The 21,628-nt window shown below is 66.8% G+C and carries 20 protein-coding genes and 1 tRNA gene; 14 read left to right on the forward strand and 7 right to left on the reverse strand.

Annotated elements, in window-relative coordinates; translation table 11 throughout:
* Window positions 1–89: 89 nt before the first annotated feature.
* Window positions 90–1,484, forward strand: a complete 1,395-nt coding sequence (gene argH / locus PM1_RS28665) for an argininosuccinate lyase (protein WP_009615040.1) — start codon at window positions 90–92, stop codon at window positions 1,482–1,484.
* A gap of 421 nt (window positions 1,485–1,905) precedes the next feature.
* On the opposite strand, the gene PM1_RS28670 is transcribed toward argH, so the two are convergent.
* The 3 genes from PM1_RS28670 to gabD all read right to left on the reverse strand — a co-directional run bounded on the left by PM1_RS28670 (window position 1,906) and on the right by gabD (window position 6,287).
* The gene (locus PM1_RS28670) at window positions 1,906–3,135 is read right to left on the reverse strand and encodes an HDOD domain-containing protein (RefSeq protein WP_009615039.1); all 1,230 of its coding nucleotides are present in this window, start codon (window positions 3,133–3,135) and stop codon (window positions 1,906–1,908) included.
* 223 nt (window positions 3,136–3,358) lie between these two features.
* The gene (gabT, locus tag PM1_RS28675) at window positions 3,359–4,639 is read right to left on the reverse strand and encodes a 4-aminobutyrate--2-oxoglutarate transaminase (protein WP_009615038.1); all 1,281 of its coding nucleotides are present in this window, start codon (window positions 4,637–4,639) and stop codon (window positions 3,359–3,361) included.
* Window positions 4,640–4,835: 196 nt separating this feature from the next.
* Complete coding sequence (gene gabD, locus PM1_RS28680) at window positions 4,836–6,287, reverse strand: NADP-dependent succinate-semialdehyde dehydrogenase (protein WP_009615037.1); 1,452 nt, start codon at window positions 6,285–6,287, stop codon at window positions 4,836–4,838.
* A gap of 608 nt (window positions 6,288–6,895) precedes the next feature.
* On the opposite strand from gabD, the gene PM1_RS28685 reads away from it, so the two are divergent.
* Window positions 6,896–6,972 (forward strand) — tRNA-Arg (locus PM1_RS28685).
* Between the two features lie 61 nt (window positions 6,973–7,033).
* On the opposite strand, the gene PM1_RS28690 is transcribed toward PM1_RS28685, so the two are convergent.
* Window positions 7,034–7,558, reverse strand: a complete 525-nt coding sequence (locus PM1_RS28690; RefSeq protein WP_009615036.1) for a hypothetical protein — start codon at window positions 7,556–7,558, stop codon at window positions 7,034–7,036.
* 124 nt (window positions 7,559–7,682) lie between these two features.
* Window positions 7,683–8,168 carry a hypothetical protein gene (locus PM1_RS28695; RefSeq protein ID WP_009615035.1) on the reverse strand — a complete coding sequence of 162 codons (486 nt, stop codon included), beginning with the start codon at window positions 8,166–8,168 and terminating at the stop codon, window positions 7,683–7,685.
* 274 nt (window positions 8,169–8,442) lie between these two features.
* Between PM1_RS28695 and PM1_RS28700 the strand changes: the two genes are divergently transcribed.
* From PM1_RS28700 to PM1_RS28730, 7 genes are all read left to right on the forward strand, one after another.
* On the forward strand, window positions 8,443–9,033 hold the full coding sequence (locus PM1_RS28700; RefSeq protein ID WP_009615034.1) for an amino acid synthesis family protein: 591 nt from the start codon (window positions 8,443–8,445) through the stop codon (window positions 9,031–9,033).
* A gap of 26 nt (window positions 9,034–9,059) precedes the next feature.
* Window positions 9,060–9,893 carry an alpha/beta fold hydrolase gene (locus PM1_RS28705; RefSeq protein WP_009615033.1) on the forward strand — a complete coding sequence of 278 codons (834 nt, stop codon included), beginning with the start codon at window positions 9,060–9,062 and terminating at the stop codon, window positions 9,891–9,893.
* On the forward strand, window positions 9,890–11,371 hold the full coding sequence (locus PM1_RS28710; RefSeq protein WP_009615032.1) for an aldehyde dehydrogenase: 1,482 nt from the start codon (window positions 9,890–9,892) through the stop codon (window positions 11,369–11,371). Before PM1_RS28705 ends, PM1_RS28710 begins: the two co-directional genes overlap by 4 nt.
* A gap of 10 nt (window positions 11,372–11,381) precedes the next feature.
* Window positions 11,382–11,867, forward strand: a complete 486-nt coding sequence (locus PM1_RS28715; RefSeq protein WP_009615031.1) for a flavin reductase family protein — start codon at window positions 11,382–11,384, stop codon at window positions 11,865–11,867.
* A 191-nt stretch (window positions 11,868–12,058) separates the two neighbouring features.
* Window positions 12,059–12,448 carry a carboxymuconolactone decarboxylase family protein gene (locus PM1_RS28720; RefSeq protein ID WP_009615030.1) on the forward strand — a complete coding sequence of 130 codons (390 nt, stop codon included), beginning with the start codon at window positions 12,059–12,061 and terminating at the stop codon, window positions 12,446–12,448.
* Between the two features lie 41 nt (window positions 12,449–12,489).
* Window positions 12,490–13,242, forward strand: a complete 753-nt coding sequence (locus tag PM1_RS28725; protein WP_009615029.1) for a GntR family transcriptional regulator — start codon at window positions 12,490–12,492, stop codon at window positions 13,240–13,242.
* 4 nt (window positions 13,243–13,246) lie between these two features.
* Window positions 13,247–13,810 (forward strand): NUDIX hydrolase, encoded by a 564-nt coding sequence (locus PM1_RS28730; RefSeq protein ID WP_009615028.1) that lies wholly within the window; start codon window positions 13,247–13,249, stop codon window positions 13,808–13,810.
* Window positions 13,811–14,132: 322 nt separating this feature from the next.
* Here PM1_RS28730 and PM1_RS28735 read toward each other — a convergent pair whose 3' ends face one another.
* Window positions 14,133–14,426: a DUF1330 domain-containing protein gene (locus tag PM1_RS28735; protein ID WP_009615027.1), complete on the reverse strand. Its 294-nt coding sequence runs from the start codon at window positions 14,424–14,426 to the stop codon at window positions 14,133–14,135.
* Window positions 14,427–14,503: 77 nt separating this feature from the next.
* On the opposite strand from PM1_RS28735, the gene ribBA reads away from it, so the two are divergent.
* From ribBA to PM1_RS28760, 5 genes are all read left to right on the forward strand, one after another.
* Window positions 14,504–15,634, forward strand: a complete 1,131-nt coding sequence (ribBA, locus tag PM1_RS28740; protein WP_009615026.1) for a bifunctional 3,4-dihydroxy-2-butanone-4-phosphate synthase/GTP cyclohydrolase II — start codon at window positions 14,504–14,506, stop codon at window positions 15,632–15,634.
* 349 nt (window positions 15,635–15,983) lie between these two features.
* Window positions 15,984–17,009 (forward strand): polyamine ABC transporter substrate-binding protein, encoded by a 1,026-nt coding sequence (locus PM1_RS28745; protein WP_009615025.1) that lies wholly within the window; start codon window positions 15,984–15,986, stop codon window positions 17,007–17,009.
* Complete coding sequence (locus PM1_RS28750; RefSeq protein ID WP_024128816.1) at window positions 16,994–17,941, forward strand: ABC transporter permease; 948 nt, start codon at window positions 16,994–16,996, stop codon at window positions 17,939–17,941. The genes PM1_RS28745 and PM1_RS28750 overlap by 16 nt, the downstream gene beginning before the upstream one ends.
* 6 nt (window positions 17,942–17,947) lie before the next feature.
* Complete coding sequence (locus PM1_RS28755; protein ID WP_009615023.1) at window positions 17,948–18,757, forward strand: ABC transporter permease; 810 nt, start codon at window positions 17,948–17,950, stop codon at window positions 18,755–18,757.
* Window positions 18,758–18,774: 17 nt separating this feature from the next.
* Entirely contained in the window at window positions 18,775–19,914 is a 1,140-nt protein-coding gene (locus PM1_RS28760) for an ABC transporter ATP-binding protein (RefSeq protein WP_009615022.1), read from the forward strand.
* Between the two features lie 470 nt (window positions 19,915–20,384).
* On the opposite strand, the gene PM1_RS28765 is transcribed toward PM1_RS28760, so the two are convergent.
* Window positions 20,385–21,320, reverse strand: coding sequence for an IS110 family transposase (locus PM1_RS28765; protein ID WP_009615021.1), 936 nt, complete (start codon window positions 21,318–21,320; stop codon window positions 20,385–20,387).
* Window positions 21,321–21,628: the final 308 nt, after the last annotated feature.

Genomic DNA, 21,628 nt, shown 5'->3' on the forward strand with positions numbered 1-21,628 from the left:
CGTTTTTGACCTTCAGCCTGCTATTATCGTCGGACTTTGCCCTTCCTGCAGGCAGCGAACGCGCCTGCCCGTTTCCGCGAGAGAGATCCATGAGCGTAGAGAAGACCAACCAGTCCTGGGGCGGCCGCTTCAGCGAGCCCGTCGACGCCTTCGTCGCCCGCTTCACCGCCTCCGTCGACTTCGACAAGCGCCTCTACCGCCACGACATCATGGGTTCCATCGCCCACGCCACCATGCTGGCCAAGGCCGGCGTGCTGACCGACGCCGAGCGCGACGCCATCATCGACGGCCTGAAGCAGATCCAGGCCGAGATCGAGGCCGGCAGCTTCGACTGGCGCGTCGACCTGGAAGACGTGCACATGAACATCGAGGCGCGCCTGACCGACCGCATCGGCATCACCGGCAAGAAGCTGCACACCGGCCGTTCGCGCAACGACCAGGTGGCCACCGACATCCGCCTGTGGCTGCGCGACGAGATCGACCTGATCCTTGCCGAGATCACCCGCCTGCAGCAGGGCCTGCTGGGCCTGGCCGAGGCGGAAGCCGACACCATCATGCCCGGCTTCACCCACCTGCAGACCGCCCAGCCGGTGACCTTCGGCCACCATCTGCTGGCCTGGTTCGAAATGCTCAGCCGCGACTACGAGCGCCTGGTGGACTGCCGCAAGCGCGTCAACCGCATGCCCCTGGGCAGCGCCGCGCTGGCCGGCACCACCTACCCGATCCAGCGGGAAATCACCTGCGAACTGCTGGGATTCGAAGCGATCTCCGGCAACTCGCTGGACGGCGTGTCCGACCGTGACTTCGCCATCGAATTCTGCGCCGCCGCCTCCCTGGCGATGATGCACCTGTCGCGCTTCTCCGAAGAGCTGGTGCTGTGGACCAGCGCGCAGTTCCAGTTCATCGACCTGCCCGACCGCTTCTGCACCGGCTCCTCGATCATGCCGCAGAAGAAGAACCCCGACGTGCCGGAACTGGTGCGCGGCAAGTCCGGCCGCGTGTTCGGCCATCTCACCGGCCTGCTGACGCTGATGAAGGGCCAGCCGCTGGCGTACAACAAGGACAACCAGGAAGACAAGGAACCGCTGTTCGACGCCGCCGACACCCTGCGCGACAGCCTGCGCGCCTTCGCCGACATGGTCCCGGCCATCAAGCCCAAGCGCGAGATCATGCGCGAGGCGGCCCGCCGCGGCTTCTCCACCGCCACCGACCTGGCCGACTATCTGGTGCGCAAGGGTCTGCCCTTCCGCGACTGCCACGAGATCGTCGGCCACGCAGTGAAGTACGGCGTGGACAGCGGCAAGGACCTGGCCGAGATGAGCCTGGAAGAACTGCGCAAGTTCAGCGACCAGATCGACGACGACGTCTTCGCCGTGCTGACCCTGGAAGGCTCGGTGAACGCCCGCGACCACATCGGCGGCACCGCCCCCGCCCAGGTCCACGCCGCCGTGGCGCGCGGCCGGGAGCTGCTGGCCAAGCGTTGAGGCGTTGGCGCGTCAGCCATACGTTAGCGCGTCAGCCATAAAGGAACGCCGCTTCCCTTCACGGGAAGCGGCGTTTTTTATTGTCTGCGTGCGGTCCATGCCCTGCTGTGAACGGTAGGAGCGGGCCCTGCCCGCGATTTCGCGCGCAGGGCGCGCTCCTACAGGGGAATGGCGCAGGTGGGGCGGCGCAGGACAGCGAATCGCGCCGGAACGTCCGGCTATCGCGGAAAAGTTCCTACGTTCCAGGAAGCACGGCTTTTCGTAGGATGGTGTTGAGCGAAGCGATACCCATCACCGCAACCGCATGGGTTTCGCAAGCTCAACCCATCCTACGAAAAGCGCTTCGGCGCAGCCGGCAAGACAGCCGCTCCCACCACAACCGGCGGGCACGGCTTCTCGTGCAGCCGGAAAACGGTTGATCCTACGAAGCGCTTGGCTCCTCGGCGTCACAGAACTTCTGCAGCAACTGCAATTCCACCGGCCCCAGCCCAAGCATCCGCAGCGCCTTCTCTTCCTTCAACTGCCCAGCCTGGGACGCCGGCAAACGCGCCGCCCTGGCCGCCAGGTTGAGGATCAGCGCCTTGCGCGAGAACACCCCGCTGCCCATGCCGTAGCACGCGGCGACCAGCCCGCGCAGCTCCAGCGGCAGGCGCCAGCGCGCGCGCAGCGTGGAGCCGAAACTGGCACCGAAGGCCTTGAGGCTGTCGTCGATCTCCTGGTCTTCCAGCGCCCCGCCACGCCGGCACCACTCTTCCAGGGTACGCAGCACCGCGAGGTCGCCCAGGCAATGCAGCAAGCCCGCGGTGTAGCAGCGTGGCGCGTCGACGTCGAGGCTCTCGGCCAGGGCCTCGGCGGCATCCGCGGTGCGCTGGGAAAGCGCCCAGAACGCCGCGGCGCGCTCCTTCAGGCGTGGCTCCACAAGCTGTGCGGCGCGCTCCAGGCTGAGCCCCAGGACCAGGTTGCAGGCCTGGGCCAGGCCGAGGCGGGCCAGCGCCTGGGCGAGGGTCAGGCAGGGCATGCCGACGTGCCGCGCGGCGCTGTTGGCCGCGGCGATCAGGCAGGCGGTGATCTGCGGGTCGCGACCGAATTCTTCCTCCAACTGCTCCAGGCTGACGCCCTCGGTGTTCAGGCAACGGCTCGCCGACTCGCCGACCTCCGCCAGCAGGGGCGCGCCCTCGGCGGCATCGCGGGCCTCGGCGAGAAAGTCGGCCAGGCTGCCGGTGGGCTCCCGGGGCACGGCGCAGCTGACTTCCTGCCCCGGCTCCAGCAACAGGCTGCGCAGGCGCTGGCGCAAGTCCTCGGCATTGAACGGCTTGACCAGGTAGGCGCTGGGCGCCAGCGGCAGCACCGCGCGCACGCTGGCCCCATCGGCCTTGGCGCTGATCAGGATGAAGTCCGGCGCATTTGCCCCGCGGCGGCTGCGGCGCAGGTGGCGGAGCAGGTCGATGCCGTCGGTGCCGGCCAGTTCCTGCTCGGCCAGCACCAGGGCGAAGGCGCGCAAGCGGCAGGCATCGATGGCCTGGTCACCGTCCTCGCAGTATTCGATGGCCGCGTCGCAACGCACGCTCAGCACCAGTTGCCCAAGCAGTTCGCGGTTCCAGGGGTCGGCGGCGGCGACCAGAACGGTCGGCGCGGCGCTGAGTGCTGTCATGGAGATCCTCTCGCAGATGCGCGCGCACCTTAACCGAGTCGCAAGGTGCCTGCCAGAGGGCGGCCCGGACGACATCGCGCGCAGGACAGGATAGCTGATGCGGCGGCGCTCTCCGATACGACCAAGGGGGTAGATGCGTCACGGCGCCGCAGCCGGAGCGGAACCCCGGAAAAAGAAAAGGCCCGCTTGCGCGGGCCTCTTCCGGTACTGCCGAACGAGCCGATCAGGCCAGTTCGTCGAAGCACTCGGCCAGGATGGCCAGGCCTTGCTTCAGCTGGGCGTCCGGGATGGTCACCGGCATCAGGAAGCGGATCACGTTGTAGTAGGTGCCGCAGGAGAGCAGGATCAGGCCCTTCTCGCGAGCACGCACGACGATCTTGCTGACCAGCTCGGCCGCCGGCTTGTTCACGTCGCCGCCTTCGAACAGCTCGATGGCGACCATCGAACCCAGGCCACGGACGTCGCCGATCACCTTGTGCTTGGCCTGGATCTCGCGCAGGCCGGCCTTCAGGGTTTCGCCAACGGCTTGCGAACGCTCCAGCAGTTTCTCTTCGTCGAACACCTTCAGCACGGCCAGGGCCGCGGCGCAGGCGATCGGGCTGCCGGCGTAGGTGCCGCCCAGGCCACCGGGGGCGATGGCGTCCATGATCTCGGCCTTGCCGACGACGCCGGAGATCGGGAAGCCGCCGCCGACGGACTTGGCGAAGGTGGTCAGGTCCGGGACGATGCCCAGTTGCTCGGTGGCGAAGAAGGTGCCGGTACGGCCAGCGCCGGTCTGCACTTCGTCGGCGATCAGCAGGATGCCATGCTCGTCGCACAGGGCGCGCAGGCGCTGCATGAACGGCTTGGAGTTGACGTAGAAGCCACCCTCGCCCTGTACCGGCTCGATGATGATGGCGGCGATGTCACGCGGCTGGGCGTCGTTCTTGAAGATGCGCTCGATGCTGGCGATCGACTCGTCTTCGCTGATGCCGTGCAGTTCGCACGGAGCCAGAGCGCGGAAGATGCCGCCCGGCATCAGGCCCATGCCGGCGGAGTACGGGACGACCTTGCCGGTCAGGCCCAGGGTCATCATGGTGCGGCCGTGGTAGGCGCCGGTAAAGGCGATCACGCCGGCGCGGCCGGTGGCGGCACGGGCGATCTTCACGGCGTTCTCGACCGCTTCGGAGCCGGAGGTGACCAGCAGGGTCTTCTTCGGGAAGTTGCCCGGCACGCGCTTGGCGATCTCTTCGGCCAGCTCGATGTAGGGCTCGTAGGCCAGCACCTGGAAGCAGGTGTGGGACAGCTTGGTCAGTTGCTCCTGAACGGCGGCGACCACTTTCGGGTGCAGGTGGCCGGTGTTCAGAACGGCAATGCCGCCGGCGAAGTCGATGTACTCGCGGCCTTCGACGTCCCACACGGTGGCGTTCTCGGCGCGCTCGGCGACGACCGGGTGGATCTGGCCCACGCCGCGCGGAACGGCGGCCTGGCGGCGTTGCAGCAGGGATTCGTTGGTTTTGCTCATAGCTTCCTCAGTGGCCGCTCATCGGTCGGCCGGGTCAAAGGATGAAGACGGGGAGAAGCCACTCGCGACAGCATACGATGATCGACTGTCGCGGCACTTGCGGCCCGCCGGGTGGGTTGTCCGGTGCCACCACCGGAAAACGCCGGCGCGGGGGTGGCTGCCGGCTCTTGCCTGCCACCCCCGCGCCCACGGGAAATCAGATGCCGCCCAGGCAGAGGTACTTGACCTCGAGGTAGTCCTCGATGCCGTACTTCGAACCTTCGCGGCCCAGGCCCGAGGCCTTGATGCCGCCGAACGGCGCGACCTCGTTGGAGATCAGGCCGGTGTTGATGCCCACCATACCGTACTCCAGGGCCTCGGCCACGCGGAACACGCGGCCCAGGTCGCGGGCGTAGAAGTAGGAGGCCAGGCCGAACTCGGTGTCGTTGGACATGGCGATGACGTCGGCCTCGTCCTTGAAGCGGAACACCGGGGCCAGCGGGCCGAAGGTCTCGTCCTTGGAAACGAGCGCGTTCTTCGGCACGTCGACCAGGATGGTCGGCTCGAAGAAGGTGCCGCCCAGGGCGTGCGGCTTGCCGCCGGCGACGACCTTGGCGCCCTTGCCCACGGCGTCGGCGATGTGTTCTTCGACCTTGGCCACGGCCTTGGAATCGATCAGCGGGCCGGTGGTCACGCCGCTCTCCAGGCCGTTGCCGATGTTCAGCTTGGCCACGGCGGCCTTCAGCTTCTCGACGAAGGCGTCGTACACGCCGTCCTGCACGTACAGGCGGTTGGCGCAGACGCAGGTCTGGCCGTTGTTGCGGTATTTGGAGATCAGCGCGCCTTCGACGGCGGCATCCAGGTCGGCGTCGTCGAAGACGATGAAGGGCGCGTTGCCGCCCAGTTCCAGGGACACCTTCTTGATGTCCTTGGCGCATTCGGCCATCAGCTGGCGACCGATCTCGGTCGAACCGGTGAAGGTCAGCTTGCGCACGATCGGGTTGCTGGTCAGCTCGCCGCCGACCTCGCCGGCGCTGCCGGTGACCACGCTGAACACGCCTTTCGGAATGCCGGCGCGCTCGGCCAGCTCGGCCAGCGCCAGGGCGGAATACGGAGTCTGCGAAGCGGGCTTGAGCACCATGGTGCAGCCGGCGGCCAGGGCCGGGCCGGCTTTACGGGTGATCATCGCCGAGGGGAAGTTCCACGGGGTGATGGCCGCGGTGACGCCGATCGGCTGCTTGATGACGATGATGCGCTTGTCCGGCTGGTGGCCCGGGATGGTGTCGCCATAGATGCGCTTGGCTTCTTCGCCGAACCACTCGAGGAAGGAGGCGGCATAGGCGATCTCGCCCTTGGCTTCGGCCAGCGGCTTGCCCTGCTCGATGGTCATCAGGCGGGCCAGGTCGTCCTGGTTCTCGATCATCAGCTCGAACCAGCGGCGCAGCTTGTTGGCGCGCTCCTTGGCGGTCAGAGCACGCCAGGCCGGCAGGGCCTTGTCGGCAGCCTCGATGGCGCGGCGGGTCTCGGCGGCGCCCATCTTCGGCACGCTGCCGATGATCTCGTTGGTGGCCGGGTTGTTGACCTTGATGGTCTGACCGCTGTCGGCGTCCACCCAGGAACCGTCGATGTAGGCCTGTTGGCGGAACAGCTTGGCATCATTGAGTTGCATGACCAGTCTCCTTCGAGGAAAGCCATAAGCAGCGGGTCTACCTCGACTACCCCGCCTGCTCTTGTTGTCCGGGAAGCATTGGAGGGGCGCTCGCCCCACCCGTTCCATCGTCCCGCCGCGCCGCCCGCCAGGGGACGGCACCGGCGCTAGCGCAGGGTCGCCGATCGTCGCGCACGGGCGCGCGAAAACGGACCACGGCGGTAGCCGTAGCCGGTCAGGTCAACCGGGAGGTCCATGGACGGGATACGCTGCGGAAACGCCACCACTGCAGGAATCGGCTGCTGCACGGCATCGCGCGCATTCGCCAGGCAGTACGGAAGTCGGTCATCCCACTGGCACGAGGCCGGGTACTGTGACGCCAATTCCCCTGTCTCCTGTTGTTGTGGTGGGCGTTTGAAATGTCAAACGCATCCTAGGGCCCCATCCCCCAAAGGGCAAGGGGTCGTTCGAAAAAACCAACGAAAGTACATGCCACCCGGCGCCTCCAGGCCAGCCCCGGCCGACGGGCGGCAGACCGATTTCGAATTAACCGGAGCCATGCCCGAACGATGGACGCAAGCCGATCAGATGCGTATGATTGCCGCCTGCCGCGCCAGCCGCGGCCATGCGCATCCGTAGCTCAGCTGGATAGAGTACTGCCCTCCGAAGGCAGGGGTCGTGGGTTCGAATCCCGCCGGATGCGCCATCCATATAAAAGGCCCAGGTGAAAACCTGGGCCTTTTTCGTTTTCGCGCTCGCGGCCGGGCTCACTGCCCCATGATCTGCCGATAGCGTCGCTGGTATTCCTCGTAGCTCAGGTTGCCCTGTTGCTGCTGCAGTTGCTGGAGTTGCTGGAGTTGCTGGTCCCTGCTGCTGTATGAGGTGGCGGGAGCCTGCCAGCTCTGGGGCGGTTGTTGGCGGTAATCCTGTGCGTAGCCGCCGCATCCCGGCTGTTCGTTGTCGATGATCAGGTTGCCTTTCACGTTGACCTCGGCATACCCGAAGATGAACGCGAAGAACTCCTGATTGATCACCACGTCGGACAGGCCGACGGCACAACGATCTTTCTCCACTGCCCGGTCAATAGCGGTCTTCAGGTTCGGATTGCCCAGCGGGAAAAGCACGATAGCTACACTGTCGCTACCTTCGACGCGCTTGCCGGTGGAAATGGCGGATGAGTGCAGGTTGAAATTCTTGGTACTGGCTACCGTCAGGTCGGCGACCCGCGTCGAACATCCGCTGATGGCAGTGGCAGTGAGAAATGCGAGTGCAGTGAAAGCGATGGCGCGCATGCGACCTCCTTGTCATGGATGACTGCATTTTGCCATCACCAAAACTTCCACGTCATCTTTCTGCAGCGCCCAGCTGTCAACCAGAGCGCCCACCACCCATTTGGCTCTCGGAGCCACCGGCCCCCTAGCCCTTGCCAGCAATCTCCCCAGCCTTCCACTTACGCTCGAACTCGCGCTTGGCACGAAGCTTCTGGTTCTGGCATTCCACCATCTGTTGGTCTGTCTGCCAGTTGCTGCAACCCCGCGGCTCCTTGTAGAAGTCCTGCCACGCAGCATCTTTCTCCCGTTGCCGTTCGATCTGGGCTGCCCATGCCTCGTTCGCTCGCTGCTGCTCCACCGCAGACTGCCGGCGAGCTTCTTCTTCGGACATCGTCTGGCGGACCTGCCGTTGCTGACGCTCGGCCTCTTGCCTAGCCTGTAGCTCCCGAAGCTTCGCATTGGCTCGCTCCTGGGCTGCGTGGGTGTTGACCAGCATTTCCTCCTGCATGTTGGAGAAGGTGTGGGTGATCACCTGCATCCCCACGAACCAGATCAGCAGGCCCGCCCCGAGGCCGATGACCGCCTTGATGAGTGCTCGTTCCAGTTCCCGTGCAAAAGTCGACTTCGCCATTCCCTTGGTCCTTGTGCCTGATAGCGTAATGCTACTTTCCCGACCGCCCATGACGGAAGACAGAGGCAGGTCAACCGTGCCCTGAACCGGCTACACCAACCCCTCCTCACCAAGCAACCAAAGCCCATTCCCGCTGAGTCCCCGAGCCTTCCGACAAGCCCCTCCTCAACCATCCGTCGCCAGACCCCACCGCCTTTGCCACCCTGCCTCTTGCACTTCCAATATTATGGTATACCATCAGACCAAATCGCACAGAGACACCCAAGGAGTGCCCATGAGCTTCGAAATCCGCAAGATCGTCAGCTACGTCGAGGAAACCTTCATCGAGGGCGGCAAGGCTGCCGAGAAACCGGTGTCCATGGCCGGGCTGGCCGTGGTGATCAAGAACCCCTGGGCGGGCCGCGGCTTCGTCGAGGACCTCAAGCCGGAGATCAAGGCCAACTGCTCCGAGCTGGGCGCGCTGATGGTCGAGCGCCTGACCGCGCTGATCGGTGGCGCCGACAGGATCGAGGCCTATGGCAAGGCCGCCGTGGTCGGCGCCGATGGCGAGATCGAGCATGCCTCGGCGGTGATCCACACCCTGCGCTTCGGCAACCACTACCGCAAGGCGGTGGACGCCAAGAGCTACCTGAGCTTCACCAACAAGCGCGGCGGCCCGGGCACCTCGATCCAGGTCCCGATGATGCACAAGGACGACGAGGGCCTGCGTTCGCACTACATCACCCTGGAGATGCAGATCGAGGACGCGCCGCGCGCCGACGAGATCATCGTGGTCCTGGGCGCCGCCGACGGCGGCCGCCTGCACCCGCGCATCGGCAACCGCTACATCGACCTGGAAGAGCTGGCCGCCGAGCAGGCCCAGTGATCCCGCGGCCAGTGCAGGAGCGTTCCATGATTCGGCTCACCGCTGAACACACACCGGCCGGCACCAGTTACCTGGCGACCGGCCAGGGCCAGCCCGTGGTACTGATCCACGGCGTGGGCCTGAACAAGGAAATGTGGGGCGGGCAGATCGTCGGCCTGGCCCCGCACTACCGGGTCATCGCCTACGACATGCTCGGCCACGGCGCCAGCCCGCGCCCCGAAGCGGGCACCGGGCTGGTCGGCTACGCCGCGCAGCTGCGCGAGTTGCTCGACCACCTGCAGATCCCGCAGGCCACGGTCATCGGCTTCTCCATGGGCGGCCTGGTGGCGCGCGCCTTCGCCCTGCACCATCCGCAGCGGCTGCAGGGGCTGGTGATCCTCAACAGTGTGTTCAACCGCAGCGCCGAACAGCGCGCCGGCGTCATCGAGCGCACCCGCCAAGCCGCCGAACACGGCCCCGACGCCAACGCCGAGGCGGCCCTGTCGCGCTGGTTCAGCCGCGAGTACCAGGCCGCCAACCCGGCGCAGATCGCGGCCATCCGCCAGACACTGGCGAGCAACGACCCGCAGGGCTACCTGACCACCTACGAGTTGTTCGCCACCCAGGACATGTACCGCGCCGACGACCTGGGCAGCATCCAGGCGCCGACCCTGGTCGCCACCGGCGAGCTGGACCCCGGCTCGACCCCGGAGATGGCCCGGCAGCTGGCCGCGCGCATTCCCGGCGCGCAGGTGGCCATACTCGATGAACAGCGCCACATGATGCCGGTGGAGTCGCCGCGCCTGGTCAACCAGGTGCTGCTGGACTTCCTGCACCAGGCCCTGAGCCTGCCGAACCAGACCAAGGGGATAGTCGCATGACACTCGCCCGCTTCCAGATGTGCATCGACGGCCAATGGCTCGATGCGCTTTCCGGCAAGACCTTCGAAAGCCTCGACCCGTCCAGCGCGCAGCCCTGGGCGCTGCTGCCCGACGCCGCCGAGGAAGACGTCGAGCGCGCCGTGCAGGCCGCGCAGAAGGCCTTCGACAATCCGGCCTGGCGCAAGCTCAGCGCCACCGCCCGCGGCAAGCTGCTGCGCCGCCTGGGCGACCTGATCGCCGAGAACAGGGAGCACCTGGCCCAGCTGGAGAGCCGCGACAACGGCAAGCTGATCCGCGAGACCCGCGGCCAGGTCGGCTACCTGCCGGAGTTCTTCCACTACACCGCGGGCCTGGCCGACAAGCTCGAAGGCGGCACCCTGCCGATCGACAAGCCGGACATGTTCGCCTACACCGTGCACGAGCCGCTGGGCGTGGTGGCCGGGATCATCCCCTGGAACAGCCCGCTGTACCTCACCGCGATCAAGCTGGCCCCGGCCCTGGCCGCCGGCAACACCATCGTGCTAAAGCCCTCGGAACACGCCTCGGCGACCATCCTCGAACTGGCCCGCCTGGCCCTGGAAGCCGGCTTCCCGGCCGGCGTGGTCAACGTGGTCACCGGCTTCGGCCCGAGCACCGGCGCAGCCCTGACGCGCCACCCGCTGGTGCGCAAGATCGCCTTCACCGGCGGCGCCGCCACCGCCCGCCACGTGGTGCGCAGCAGCGCGGAGAACTTCGCCAAGCTGTCCCTGGAGCTGGGCGGCAAGTCGCCGAACATCATCTTCGCCGACGCCGACCTGGACAGCGCCATCAACGGCGTGGTGGCCGGCATCTACGCCGCCACCGGGCAGAGCTGCGTGGCCGGCTCGCGCCTGCTGGTGCAGCGCGAAATCTACGACGAGTTCGTCGCCCGCCTGATCGCACGCGCCCAGCGCATCCGCATCGGCAACCCGCAGGAAGACGCCAGCGAGATGGGCCCCATGGCCACCGCGCAGCAACTGGCGGTGGTCGAAGGCCTGGTGGCCGCGGCCCAGGCCGAGGGCGCGCGCCTGCTGATGGGCGGCAAGCGCCCCGAGGGCCAGGGCGAAGGCTGGTACTACGAACCGACGCTGTTCGCCTGCGACAGCCACTCCATGCGCATCATGCAGGAGGAAGTGTTCGGCCCGGTGGCCTCGGTCATCCCCTTCGACGACGAAGCCGAGGCGCTGGCCCTGGCCAACGACTCGCAGTACGGCCTGGCCGCCGGCATCTGGACCCGCGACCTGGGCCGCGCCCACCGCCTGGCGCGCGACGTGCGCTCGGGGATCATCTGGGTCAACACCTACCGCGCGGTCTCGGCCATGGCGCCGATCGGCGGCTTCCACCAGAGCGGCTACGGCCGCGAGAGCGGCATCGACTCGGTGCTGGCCTACACCGAACTGAAGACGGTGTGGATCAACCTCTCGCAGGCGCCCATGCCCGACCCCTTCGTGATGCGCTGAGGAACAGACCATGATCGAACCCGGAATCTACAAGGAAGTCATGGGCTCCTTCCCCTCGGGGGTGACCGTGGTCACCACCCTGGACGCCGAGGGCGGCATCGTCGGCATCACCGCCAGCGCCTTCAGCGCGCTGTCCATCGAGCCGGCGCTGGTGCTGTTCTGCCCCAACTACGCCTCGGACACCTACCCGATCCTGCGCGACAGCAAGCAGTTCGCCATCCACCTGCTGTGCGCCGACCAGCAGGCCGAGGCCTATGCCTTCGCCGGTAAGGGCAAGGACAAGGCCAAGGGCATCGACTGGCACCTGAGCGAACTGGGCAACCCGCTGCTGGCCAAGGCCACGGCGATCATCGAGTGCGAGCTGTGGCGCGAGTACGACGGCGGCGACCACGCCATCATCGTCGGCGCGGTGAAGAACCTGATCCTGCCCGAGCAGGCGGTGACGCCCATGGTCTACCACCGCGGCAAGCTCGGCGCCCTGCCGCAGTTGGCCTGACCGTCCCGTCCTCGTGGGAGCGAGCAAGCTCGCTCCTACAGGTACAGGAGAAACACCGACGCAGGATGGCGTTGAGCGAAGCGATACCCATCGCCACGGCCGCATGGGTTTCGCAAGCTCGCCCCATCCTGCGAGAAGCCCCTCGGAGCAGCCGGCAGACAGTTGCTCCTACATGAAAGCAGGAGCATGCGATGAGCAACGAGAAGTACGACAAGGGCCTGGCGATCCGCACCCAGGTGCTGGGCGAGGCCTACGTGAACAAGTCGCTGGCCGCGGCCGACGACTTCGGCAAGCCGCTGCAGGAGCTGGTCACCGAGTACTGCTGGGGCCACGTCTGGGGCCGCGAGGGTTTGTCGCTGAAAGAACGCAGCATGATAAACTTGGCGATGATTTCGGCCCTCAACCGGCCGCACGAACTGAAGCTGCACATCCGCGGCGCCCTGCGCAACGGGCTCAGCCGCGAGCAGATCCGCGAAATCCTGCTCCAGGTCGGCATCTATTGCGGCATCCCGGCGGCGGTCGACAGCTTCCGCCTGGCCCGCGAGGCCTTCGCCGAGGCCGATGCCGAGACCCAGGGCTAGGCCGCTTCACCCTACGGACAGCCATTACCAGAGCGGACCACATGAAACGCTTGCCCCTCGACGATAGCTTCAAGGTCAACCGCAACCCCGTGACCCTGCGCGAGATTGTGCTGGACAAGCTGCGCGGCGCCATCCTCAACTTCCAGCTGCTGCCCGGCGACCGCCTGGTCGAGCGCGACCTCTGCGACCGCCTAGGCGTCAGCCGCACCTCGGTGCGCGAGGCCCTGCGCCACCTGGAGTCCGAGGGGCTGGTGGAGTTCGCCGACGCCAAGGGCCCGCGGGTAGCCATCATCACCCTGGAAGACGCCTGCGACATCTACGAGCTGCGCTGCGTGCTCGAAGGGCTGATCGTCCAGCTGTTCACCCTCAACGCCAAGGCCAAGGACATCCGCGCCCTGGAACGCGCCCTCGAGGAGAACCGCAAGGCCCTGGAGGAAGGCGACCTGCAGCAGGTGCTGGATTCGGTGCAGGGCTTCTACGACGTGCTGCTGGAGGGCTCGGGCAACCGCATCGCCGCTACCCAGCTGCGCCAGTTGCAAGCGCGCATCAGCTACCTGCGCGCCACCTCGGTGTCCCAGGCCAACCGCCGCGGGGCGAGCAACCAGGAGATGGAGAAAATGGTCGCGGCGATCAAGAGCGGCGACCCGGCGGCCGCGCACCAGGCCTCGGTGGACCACGTGCGCGCGGCGGCCAAGGTGGCGCTGGACTACCTGAAGTCCAAGCAGGAAGAGGGTGGCAAGGTCCGCGAGATCGCCACCCCCATCGTCCTCAAAGAGCCGCGCATAGGTCGCTGACGCCATGCCCGCCCCGCGCTTCTGCCCGCAGTGCGGCGGCGACCGGATGGAGCGCCGCCAGCCGCCGGGGGACACCCACGAGCGCCTGCTGTGCGGCGCCTGCGGCTACATCCACTACGAGAACCCCAAGGTCATCGCCGGCTGCATCATCGAGCGCGACGGCCTCTACCTGCTGTGCCAGCGCGCCATCCCGCCGCGCCCCGGCACCTGGACGCTGCCGGCCGGCTTCATGGAAAGCGGCGAGACCACCGAGCAGGCAGCCCTGCGCGAGGTCTGGGAAGAGAGCGGCGTGCGCGCCGAAATCCTCTCGCCCTACTCCATCTTCAGCGTGCCGAAGATCAGCGAGGTCTACATCATCTTCCGCGCCCAGGCCCTGGAGATCGCCGACGCCTACGGGCCGGAGACATTGGACCGGCGCTTCTTCGCGCCCGAGGACATTCCCTGGGAGCAGATCTACTACCCGGCGATCCGGCAGATTCTCGAGCGCTATATCGAGGAGCGGCAGGCGGGGGTGTATGGGATCTACATGGGGAATGACGATAGCGGGAAGATTCATTTCATTCGCTGATTGCGCTTTCTGCTTTTCGTAGGAGCGAGCTTGCTCGCGAACGGTGCCACCCGGTGACTACGGTGTTTTTGGTTGACTCCGCTCCCTCTCCCTAACCCTCCCCCTGAAGGGAGAGGGGACCGTTCAGAGTGTTCGGGTGTTTCGGCGTTAGCCGGCTAGCACAGAGACTACCGACTGAAACCACTCCTCCTCTCGGCACGGACAAGCCCCCTCTCCCTTCAGGGAGAGGGCTGGGGAGAGGGTTGCGGAGCCAATCCAGCACACCAGAGCCACCGGGAAACTCCGTTCGTGAGCAAACTCGCTCCTACGAAAACCCCCACCCTCAGGGCTCGACGCCCTCGACAATGATCACCTCCGCCCTCGCCGCCCCCTGCCGCTGCGCCCAGGCCTCCTGGTATTCCTTCGACCGATAGCAGGCCACCGCCTGCTCATAGGAATCGAACTCGATCACCACGCTGCGCTGCGGCGTCGGGCGGCCTTCCAGGGCTTCGGAGCGGCCGCCGCGGGCGAGGATGCGGCCGCCGTACAGGGCGAAGGCCGCTGGCGCGCGGCGGGTGTATTGGCTGTACTGCTCGGGGTCTGTGACGTCCACGTGGGCGATCCAGTAGGCCTTCATGGCAACCTCTTGGCGATGGATATTTTGTGTATGATGGTATACCAGAATTTCCTGACTGCCACACCCCGGAGCCGGTCATGCCGTTCAATACCACCGAAGAAATCATCGAGGACTTCCGCCAGGGCCGCATGGTGCTGCTGGTGGACGACGAGGACCGCGAGAACGAGGGCGACCTGCTGCTGGCCGCCGAGTTCTGCTCGCCCGAGGCCATCAACTTCATGGCCCGCGAAGCGCGCGGGCTGATCTGCCTGACCCTCACCGAGGAACACTGCCAGCGCCTGGGGCTGGAACAGATGGTGCCGAACAATGGCAGCCCCTACTCCACCGCCTTCACCGTCTCCATCGAGGCGGCCACCGGGGTGACCACCGGCATCTCCGCCGCCGACCGCGCGCGCACCGTGCAGGCCGCCGTGGCGCCGGGCGCCAGCGCCGAGGACATCGTCCAGCCCGGGCACATCTTCCCGCTGCGCGCCCGCGAGGGCGGCGTGCTCACCCGCGCCGGGCACACCGAGGCCGGCTGCGACCTGGCGCGCCTGGCCGGGCTGACGCCGGCGGCGGTGATAGTCGAGGTGATGAACGACGACGGCAGCATGGCCCGCCGCCCCGAGCTGGAAGCCTTCGCCGCGCAGCACGGGATCAAGATCGGCACCATCGCCGACCTCATCCACTACCGCCTGAGCACCGAGCACACCGTGCGGCGCATCGGCGAGCGCGAGCTGCCCACGGTGCACGGCAGCTTCCGCCTGGTGACCTTCGAGGACCGCATCGAGGGCGGCGTGCACATGGCCATGGTGATGGGCGACATAGACCCCGCCGAGCCAACCCTGGTGCGCGTGCACGTGATCGACCCGCTGCGCGACCTGGTCGGTGCCGAATACGCCGGGCCGCCCAACTGGACGCTGTGGGCGGCGCTGCAACGGGTGGCCGAGGAAGGCCGCGGCGTGGTGGTGGTGCTGGCCAACCACGAGTCGTCCCAGGCGCTGCTGGAGCGCGTGCCGCAGCTCACCCAGCCGAGCCGGCCGTTCACCCGCTCGCAGTCGCGCATCTATTCGGAGATCGGCACCGGCGCGCAGATCCTCCAGGACCTGGGCGTGGGCAAGCTGCGCCACCTCGGCCCGCCGCTGAAATACGCCGGCCTCACCGGCTATGGCCTGGAAGTGGTGGAAAGCCTGCCCTTCGACGACTGGAAGCCGGCAACCGAGGCCTGACCACCGGTCGGCCGATACTGGCCGCCGGCCAGCTCGCCGGCGCCCGGACATGTGGATAAAGGCTAGAAAAATCAGTCGATTGCCGCCACCGGGCGGCAGCCGAAAAGCCGCCAGGGACGGCGCCAAGCGGCAATCCACGGGGCCTGGAACGGGGAGGAGACTTGCAGAAAGTTTGGAATACCATAATATGACATTCCGTAGGCCGACGATTGTTCCGCCACCCCGAACACGGGCAGCCCGAACGACGCTCCGGACAAGGCCGACCCTGACAGGCCCAGATGGCCACTGCTCCTGATGGGCAGGCACAGACCGCCTGCCCGCGCACAAACACAACAACGAGGGCATGTACATGGTGTTCAAGAAACGTGCAGTCGCGGCGACTCTCGCCGCCATCCTGGGCCTGGCCGGCACCGCCGCCAGCGCCGCCGACGCGATCAGCTTCGTCAGCTGGGGCGGCACCACCCAGGACGCCCAGAAGCAGGCCTGGGCCGAGCCCTTCAGCCAGGCCAGCGGCATCCGCGTGGTGCAGGACGGCCCCACCGACTACGGCAAGCTCAAGGCCATGGTCGAAAGCGGCAACGTGCAGTGGGACGTGGTGGACGTGGAGGCGGACTTCGCCCTGCGCGCCGCCGCCGAAGGCCTGCTGGAGCCGCTGGACTTCAACGTGGTCAAGCGCGAGCGCATCGACCCGCGCTTCGTCTCCGACCACGGCGTCGGCTCCTTCTACTTCTCCTTCGTGCTCGGCTACAACCAGGGCAAGGTCGGCGGCAATGCCCCGCAGGACTGGAGCGCGCTGTTCGACACCAAGACCTACCCGGGCAAGCGCGCCCTGTACAAGTGGCCGAGCCCCGGCGTGCTGGAACTGGCCCTGCTGGCCGACGGCGTGCCCGCCGACAAGCTCTACCCGCTGGACCTGGACCGCGCCTTCAAGAAGCTCGACAGCATCAAGAAGGACATCGTCTGGTGGGGCGGCGGCGCCCAGTCCCAGCAACTGCTGGCCTCCGGCGAGGCGACCCTGGGGCAGTTCTGGAACGGCCGCATCTACGCCCTGCAACAGGACGGCGCGCCGGTGGGCGTGAGCTGGAAGCAGAACCTGGTCATGGCCGACTTCCTCGTGGTGCCCAAGGGCTCGAAGAACAAGGACGCGGCCATGAAGTTCCTCGCCGAGGCTTCCAGCGCCAAGGGCCAGGCCGACTTCGCCAACCTCACCGCCTACGCCCCGGTGAACCTCGACAGCGTCGGCCAGCTCAAGGGCGACCTCGCCCCCAACCTGCCGACCGCCTACGCTAAGGATCAGATCACCCTCGACTACGCGTACTGGGCCAAGAACGGCCCGGCCATCGCGGCACGGTGGAACGAATGGCTGGTCAAGTGAAAATGACGGCCGTTCCCCACGGCCGCTCCACTCCCGTCGACGGCGCCGCGCGCGCCGCCGACGCGGTGCAAACGAGGTCGCCGATGAAGCCGCAAGGCGTGTCGCCCTGGCGCGGTTCGGCCAAGCTGCTGCCGGCCCTGCTGTTCCTCGGCCTGTTCTTCCTCGCCCCGCTGGTGGGGCTGCTGCTGCGCGGCGTGCTCGAACCCACCCCGGGCCTGGACAACTACGCCCAGCTGTTCGCCAACTCGGCCTACACCCGGGTGCTGTTCAACACCTTCGCGGTCGGCGCGCTGGTCACCCTGATCAGCCTGCTGCTGGGCTTCCCCCTGGCCTGGGCGATCACCCTGGTGCCGCGCGGCTGGGGCCGCTGGCTGCTGAACATCGTGCTGCTGTCGATGTGGACCAGCCTGCTCGCCCGCACCTACTCCTGGCTGGTGCTGCTGCAGGCCTCGGGGGTGATCAACAAGGCGCTGATGGCCCTGGGCATCATCGACCAGCCGCTGGAGCTGGTGCACAACCTCACCGGCGTGGTGATCGGCATGAGCTACATCATGATCCCGTTCATCGTCCTGCCGCTGCAGGCGACCATGGCGGCCATCGACCCCATGGTGCTGCAGGCCGGCTCGATCTGCGGCGCCAGCCCCTGGAGCAACTTCTTCAAGGTGTTCCTGCCGCTGTGCCGGCCGGGGCTGTTCTCCGGCGGGCTGATGGTGTTCGTCATGTCCCTGGGCTACTACGTCACCCCGGCGCTGCTGGGCGGCGCGCAGAACATGATGCTGCCGGAATTCATCGTCCAGCAGGTGCAGTCCTTCCTCAACTGGGGCCTGGCCAGCGCCGCCGCGGCGTTGCTGATCCTGATCACCCTGGTGCTGTTCTACGTCTACCTGAAAGTGCAGCCGGAATCCCCGGTCGGCGCCAGTAACGCGAGGTAAGCCGCCATGCTGCTCTCCCCCAATGCCATGGGCCCGCGCCTGCGCGGCGGGCTGTACCTCACCACCGGCCTGATCGCCGCCTTCCTGCTGCTGCCGATCGTGTTCATCGTGCTGCTGTCGTTCGGCTCCTCGCAGTGGCTGGTGTTCCCGCCGCCGGGCTGGACGCTGAAGTGGTACGCGCAGTTCTTCGCCAACCCCGAGTGGATGGACGCGGCCCTGGCCAGCCTCAAGGTCGCGGTGCTGACCACCATCTGCGCGGTGGCCCTGGGCCTGCCCACCGCCTTCGCCCTGGTGCGCGGCAGGTTCCCCGGCCGCGAGCTGCTCTACGGCCTGTTCACCCTGCCGATGATAGTGCCGCTGGTGATCATCGCCGTGGCGGTGTACGCGCTGTTCCTCAAGCTGGGCTACACCGGCACGCTGTTCGCCTTCGTGGTCAGCCACGTGATAGTCGCCCTGCCCTTCACCATCATCTCGATCATCAACTCGCTGAAGCTGTTCGACCAGTCCACCGAGGACGCCGCGGTGATCTGCGGCGCCTCGCGCCTGCAGGCGGTGTTCAAGGTGACCTTCCCGGCCATCCGCCCGGGCATGGTCGCCGGCGGCCTGTTCGCCTTCCTGGTGTCCTGGGACGAAGTGGTGCTCAGCGTGATGATGGCCAGCCCGACCCTGCAGACCCTGCCGGTGAAGATGTGGACCACCCTGCGCCAGGACCTGACCCCGGTGATCGCCGTCGCCTCGACGCTGCTGATCGGCCTGTCGGTCCTGGTGATGCTCGCCGCCGCGCTGCTGCGCCGGCGCAATGAAGTCAGCGCCTGAGCGCGAGGAGTCAGACAATGAGTGCCGTCATCCAAGAAACCGCGCAGGGCGGGACCCTGGTCAGCCTGCGCAACCTGAACAAGCACTACGGCGACTTCACCGCCGTGGACAACATCAACCTCGACATCCGCGACGGGGAATTCCTCACCTTCCTCGGCTCCAGCGGCTCGGGCAAGAGCACCACGCTGTCGATGCTGGCCGGCTTCGAGACGCCCAGCAGCGGCGAAATCCTGGTGGAAGGCAAGTCGCTGGTGAACGTGCCGCCGCACAAGCGCGACATCGGCATGGTGTTCCAGCGCTATTCGCTGTTCCCGCACCTGTCGGTGCGCGACAACATCGGCTTCCCGCTGGACATCCGCAAGCAGAAGGGCGACGCCCGCGAGCGCCGCGTCGACGCCATGCTCAAGCTGGTGCAACTGGAGAAGTTCGCCCAGCGCCGCCCGGCGCAGCTTTCCGGCGGCCAGCAGCAGCGCGTGGCCATCGCCCGCGCGCTGGTCTACGAGCCGCGCATCCTGCTGATGGACGAGCCCCTGGGCGCGCTGGACAAGAAGCTGCGCGAAGACCTGCAGGACGAACTGCGCCACCTGCACCGCCGCCTCGGCATCACCATCGTCTACGTCACCCACGACCAGGAAGAGGCGATGCGCCTGTCCCAGCGCATCGCCATCTTCAGCCACGGCAAGATCGTCGGCCTGGGCAGCGGCTACGACCTCTACCAGAACCCGCCGAACACCTTCGTCGCCTCCTTCCTCGGCAACTCCAACTTCCTCCGCGTGCAGGCCCAGGGCAATGCCGCGGCGCGCTTCGAGAGCGCCAGCCTGGCCATCCGCCCCACCGGCGGCCTGCGCGAAGGGCAGGACCTGGTGCTGATGATCCGCCCGGAAAAGGCCCTGGCCCTGAGCGCCGAACAGGCCGCCGCACAACCCCTGCAGGCCGGCTGGAACGAACTCGGCGCCACCGTGCAGGAAGTGGTGTTCCTCGGCGAGAGCCAGACCTGCAGCGTGACCACCGTGGGCGGCACCCAGCTGACCCTCAAGGCCCTCTCCGGCGGCCAGCCGCTGCACCCGGGCAGCCCGGTGCGCGTGCGCTGGGCCGCGGCCGACGCCTGCGTCTACAACCAGTGGAACGAAAGCGACCTGGTGAAGGGCGCGCACTGACCCTTTGAAGTCCCTTGCGCCCCCGGCCGTTGTGGCGGCCGGGGGCTTTTTTTGCCTGCTGCATTCCCCTGTAGGAGCGCGCCCTGCGCGCGAAATCGCGGGCAGGGCCCGCTTACCTACCTCCCAGCAAATATGACCCCCGTAGGATGGGTTGAGCGAAGCGATACCCATCGCCGTGGCAGCATGGGTTTCGCCAAGGCTCAACCCATCCTACGAAAAGCGCCTCGGTGCAGTCGGCAAGACAGTTGCTCCTACAGATTGCCGGGAGGCACGGCACGCCCCGTAGAGGCGGACCTTGTCCGCGATAGCCGGAACCACCGGCGCGCCTCGCGGATAAGATCCGCTCCTACGCCACCCCACCCACACCATTCCCCTGTAGGAGCGCGCCCTGCGCGCGAATCGCGGGCAGGGCCCGCTCCTACAAATTGCCGGGCGGCACGGCATTCCTCCCCCGTAGGAGCAACTGTCTTTCACTGCTGCACGGTACCTGTTCTCCAGCAGGTACCGTCCCTGACCATGGCGTTCAACCGCACGATGAGCACACGCATGCAGGCCACCAGGGCAACCTTGGCGCATCGACCGTTCTCGCGCAGGCCTTGGTAGCGGCGGGCGAAGTCTTCCTGATAGCGAATAATCGACAAGGTCGTCATGTACAGGATGCGCCGGATCATTCCTCGTCCTCCCCGGATTCGGCGCTGTCCCGACTTCTGCCCGCTGTCGCTGTTGTACGGGGCCAGGCCCACCAGGGCGGCGATCTGGCGGCGGTTCAGTTGTCCCAGCTCCGGCAGATAGGCCAGCAGCCCAGCCGCGGTGACCGGCCCCACGCCTTTGACTTGGCATAATTGCTGGGCCTGTTCTGCGTCCACGACGTTCATCGCTTTGGCAATTTCCTTGTCATAGCCGCGGATCGTTTCTTTAAGCGCCTTGATGGCGCCTTCCAGGCATTGGCGGACGAAGGAGTCCCGGGCTTGATGCAAACGACGACGTTCATCATCGCGCTGGCTGACCAGTTGCTCTCGGCGTTGCACCAATTCCCGTAGCCGCTCGCGCTCTGGCGAAGGCACCGTGCTGGGCGCTTCCTCCAGCGTCTGCGCCAGATGCGCCAGGACGGCTGCATCGATGGGATCGGTCTTGGCCAGCTTGCCCATGGCCGTGGCAAAGGCTCGCACCCGTGTGGGGTTAAGCCGTGAAACCCTATGACCGGCACGAGACAGGCTGAACATCACTCCGCACTCATAACCGCCGGTCGCCTCCAGCACGATACGTTCGGGCTTTTCCTCGGCGAACAGCGCCAGCAACTGCTGGTGGCCCTGCTCGTCATTGGAAACGCTGAAGCTCTTGCCTTGTGGACGCAGCCATACGGCCAGCGAATCCTTGGCGACATCGATACCGACCCAACACGTCATGACCAAACCCTCGTAAACTGCACGGCGAGAGCACTCTGACTGCCCACGCTTGTGGTTCGAGGTTTAGCTCGTTCAACTGTTCGGGCTTGAGTCAGAGGACGGCGGGAGGCAGCTTGGGCTCCTACTCGTGCTCGCAACACCGCGGACCTGCAGCTTGCCTCCCGTCGCTCTCACCTTCGATCCTATCGAAAGTCGCTGACACAAGCGGACCTTGTCCGCGATAGCCGGAACCACCGGCGCGCCTCGCGGATAAGATCCGCTCCTACGCCGCCCCACCCACACCATTCCCTGTAGGAGCGCGCCCTGCG

It is taken from the genome of Pseudomonas sp. M1 (assembly GCF_022760135.1).
In the GTDB taxonomy this organism is placed as follows: domain Bacteria; phylum Pseudomonadota; class Gammaproteobacteria; order Pseudomonadales; family Pseudomonadaceae; genus Pseudomonas; species Pseudomonas citronellolis.

Excerpts from the sequence above, each read along its gene's own strand:
- argH (WP_009615040.1), top strand. The coding sequence starts at position 90 with ATGAGCGTAGAGAAGACCAACCAGTCCTGGGGCGGCCGCTTCAGCGAG.
- PM1_RS28670 (WP_009615039.1), bottom strand. The coding sequence starts at position 3,135 with ATGACAGCACTCAGCGCCGCGCCGACCGTTCTGGTCGCCGCCGCCGAC.
- gabT (WP_009615038.1), bottom strand. The coding sequence starts at position 4,639 with ATGAGCAAAACCAACGAATCCCTGCTGCAACGCCGCCAGGCCGCCGTT.
- gabD (WP_009615037.1), bottom strand. The coding sequence starts at position 6,287 with ATGCAACTCAATGATGCCAAGCTGTTCCGCCAACAGGCCTACATCGAC.
- PM1_RS28690 (WP_009615036.1), bottom strand. The coding sequence starts at position 7,558 with ATGCGCGCCATCGCTTTCACTGCACTCGCATTTCTCACTGCCACTGCC.
- PM1_RS28695 (WP_009615035.1), bottom strand. The coding sequence starts at position 8,168 with ATGGCGAAGTCGACTTTTGCACGGGAACTGGAACGAGCACTCATCAAG.
- PM1_RS28700 (WP_009615034.1), top strand. The coding sequence starts at position 8,443 with ATGAGCTTCGAAATCCGCAAGATCGTCAGCTACGTCGAGGAAACCTTC.
- PM1_RS28705 (WP_009615033.1), top strand. The coding sequence starts at position 9,060 with ATGATTCGGCTCACCGCTGAACACACACCGGCCGGCACCAGTTACCTG.
- PM1_RS28710 (WP_009615032.1), top strand. The coding sequence starts at position 9,890 with ATGACACTCGCCCGCTTCCAGATGTGCATCGACGGCCAATGGCTCGAT.
- PM1_RS28715 (WP_009615031.1), top strand. The coding sequence starts at position 11,382 with ATGATCGAACCCGGAATCTACAAGGAAGTCATGGGCTCCTTCCCCTCG.
- PM1_RS28720 (WP_009615030.1), top strand. The coding sequence starts at position 12,059 with ATGAGCAACGAGAAGTACGACAAGGGCCTGGCGATCCGCACCCAGGTG.
- PM1_RS28725 (WP_009615029.1), top strand. The coding sequence starts at position 12,490 with ATGAAACGCTTGCCCCTCGACGATAGCTTCAAGGTCAACCGCAACCCC.
- PM1_RS28730 (WP_009615028.1), top strand. The coding sequence starts at position 13,247 with ATGCCCGCCCCGCGCTTCTGCCCGCAGTGCGGCGGCGACCGGATGGAG.
- PM1_RS28735 (WP_009615027.1), bottom strand. The coding sequence starts at position 14,426 with ATGAAGGCCTACTGGATCGCCCACGTGGACGTCACAGACCCCGAGCAG.
- ribBA (WP_009615026.1), top strand. The coding sequence starts at position 14,504 with ATGCCGTTCAATACCACCGAAGAAATCATCGAGGACTTCCGCCAGGGC.
- PM1_RS28745 (WP_009615025.1), top strand. The coding sequence starts at position 15,984 with ATGGTGTTCAAGAAACGTGCAGTCGCGGCGACTCTCGCCGCCATCCTG.
- PM1_RS28750 (WP_024128816.1), top strand. The coding sequence starts at position 16,994 with ATGGCTGGTCAAGTGAAAATGACGGCCGTTCCCCACGGCCGCTCCACT.
- PM1_RS28755 (WP_009615023.1), top strand. The coding sequence starts at position 17,948 with ATGCTGCTCTCCCCCAATGCCATGGGCCCGCGCCTGCGCGGCGGGCTG.
- PM1_RS28760 (WP_009615022.1), top strand. The coding sequence starts at position 18,775 with ATGAGTGCCGTCATCCAAGAAACCGCGCAGGGCGGGACCCTGGTCAGC.
- PM1_RS28765 (WP_009615021.1), bottom strand. The coding sequence starts at position 21,320 with ATGACGTGTTGGGTCGGTATCGATGTCGCCAAGGATTCGCTGGCCGTA.